The organism is Kitasatospora sp. NPDC036755 (assembly GCF_040636595.1).
In the GTDB taxonomy this organism is placed as follows: domain Bacteria; phylum Actinomycetota; class Actinomycetes; order Streptomycetales; family Streptomycetaceae; genus Kitasatospora.
In genome coordinates, this window is sequence record NZ_JBEZUT010000631.1 from 1 (window position 1) to 1,874 (window position 1,874).

The 1,874-nt window shown below is 65.9% G+C and carries 1 protein-coding gene; it reads left to right on the forward strand.

The window, feature by feature from the left end; all coding sequences use genetic code 11:
- Positions 1-29: 29 nt before the first annotated feature.
- The coding region (locus tag AB0E96_RS40730) for an amino acid adenylation domain-containing protein (protein ID WP_359831841.1) at positions 30-1,874 on the forward strand (1,845 nt) is incomplete at its 3' end.

The window sequence follows — 1,874 nt, forward strand, 5'->3', positions numbered from 1 at the left end:
ACTCCGCGGATCTGTTTGACCATGCGTCGGTGGGGGTGCTGGCGGGCCGTCTGGTCCGCACGCTGGAGGCCTGGGTGGCGGCCCCCGGAACCCCGCTCGGGCGGCTGGAAGTGCTGTCGGAGGAGGAGGTGGGGCTGCTGGCTGAGTGGGGTCGGGGTCCGGTGTGTGAGGTGCCGGGGGTGACCTTGGTGGATCTGCTCGCTGCGCAGGTTGGTCGGTCTCCGGATGCGGTGGCCGTGGTGGCTGAGGGTGTTGAGTTGACGTATGCGCAGTTGGATGCGCGGGTTGGTGAGCTGGCTGGGCGGTTGGTGGGTTTGGGGGTGGGGCCGGAGTCGTTCGTGGGGGTGGTGGTGCCGCGTTCGTTGGATCTGGTGGTCGCGGTGTTGGCCGTGGTGCGTGCGGGTGGGGCGTATGTGCCGGTGGATCCGGAGTATCCGGTTGACCGGGTGGGGTTGATGCTGGGGGATGCGGCGCCGGTGGTGGTGGTGTCGCATTCGTCGGTGGACAGTGCGTTGTTGGCCGGTGTGAGTGCGCCGGTGGTGTTGGTGGACGAGGTCGGGGCCGGTTCTTCGGTTTCGGCCGGGTGGTGTTCTTCGGTGTCGTTGGATGGTCCGGCGTATGTGATTTATACGTCTGGTTCGACGGGGGTGCCGAAGGGGGTGGTGGTGTCGCATGCGGGGATTGTGAATCGTTTGTTGTGGATGCAGGACCGGTTTGGCTTGGGGGTGGGTGATCGGGTTCTGCAGAAGACGTCGGCGAGTTTTGATGTCTCGGTGTGGGAGTTCTTCTGGCCGTTGGTGTGTGGGGCGGCTTTGGTGGTGGCGCGGGCTGGTGGGCATCGGGATCCGGAGTATTTGGCGGATCTGGTCCAGCGTGAGCGGGTGACGGTGGCGCATTTCGTGCCCTCGATGTTGGATGTTTTTCTGCGGGTTTCTGGGGTGGGGGAGTGTCGGGATCTGCGGTTTGTGGTGTGCAGTGGTGAGGCATTGTCAGGGGAGACGCGGGACAGGTTTTTCGGGACGTTTTCTGGTGTGACGGAGTTGCATAATCTTTATGGGCCGACGGAGGCGTCGGTTGATGTGACGGCGTGGCGGTGCCGGCGGGAGGACGTCGGTTTGCCTGTGCCGATTGGTGGTCCGGTGTGGAATACGCGGGTCCGGGTGTTGGATGGTTGGCTGCGTCCGGTGCCGGCGGGAGTGGCGGGTGAGCTGTATCTGTCAGGGGTGCAGCTTGCCCGGGGTTATTGGGGTCGGGCTGGTTTGACGGCGGAGCGGTTCGTAGCTGATCCGTTCGTGGCTGATGGCGGTCGGATGTATCGCACGGGTGATGTGGTGCGGTGGTCGTCCGAGGGGGTTTTGGAGTACCTCGGGCGGGTGGATGACCAGGTGAAGGTGCGGGGTTTCCGGATCGAGCTGGGTGAGGTGGAGGCCGCGTTGGCCGCGCAGTCCGGGGTTGCTCAGGTGGCGGTGGCGGTGCGGGAGCGTGGTGCGGGGGATTCCCGGTTGGTGGGGTTCGTAGTGCCGGAGACGGGTGTTGTGGTGGATCCGGTGGTGGCGCGGGACGGGGTTCGGGGGCGGTTGCCGGAGTACATGGTGCCGTCGGTGGTGATGGTGTTGGAGTCGTTGCCGTTGTCGGCGAACGGGAAATTGGACCGGCGGGCTTTGCCGGCTCCCGAGGTTCCGGCGGCAGGGGCGGGGCGGTCGGCGCGTACACCTCGGGAGGAGGTGTTGTGTGGGCTGTTCGCCGAGGTGTTGGGCGTCGAGCGGGTCGGTATCGATGACAGTTTCTTCGACCTCGGCGGGCATTCGCTGCTGGCCACCCGGCTGGCCAGTCGGATCCGCACACGCCTGAACACCGAACTCGACCTCCGCACC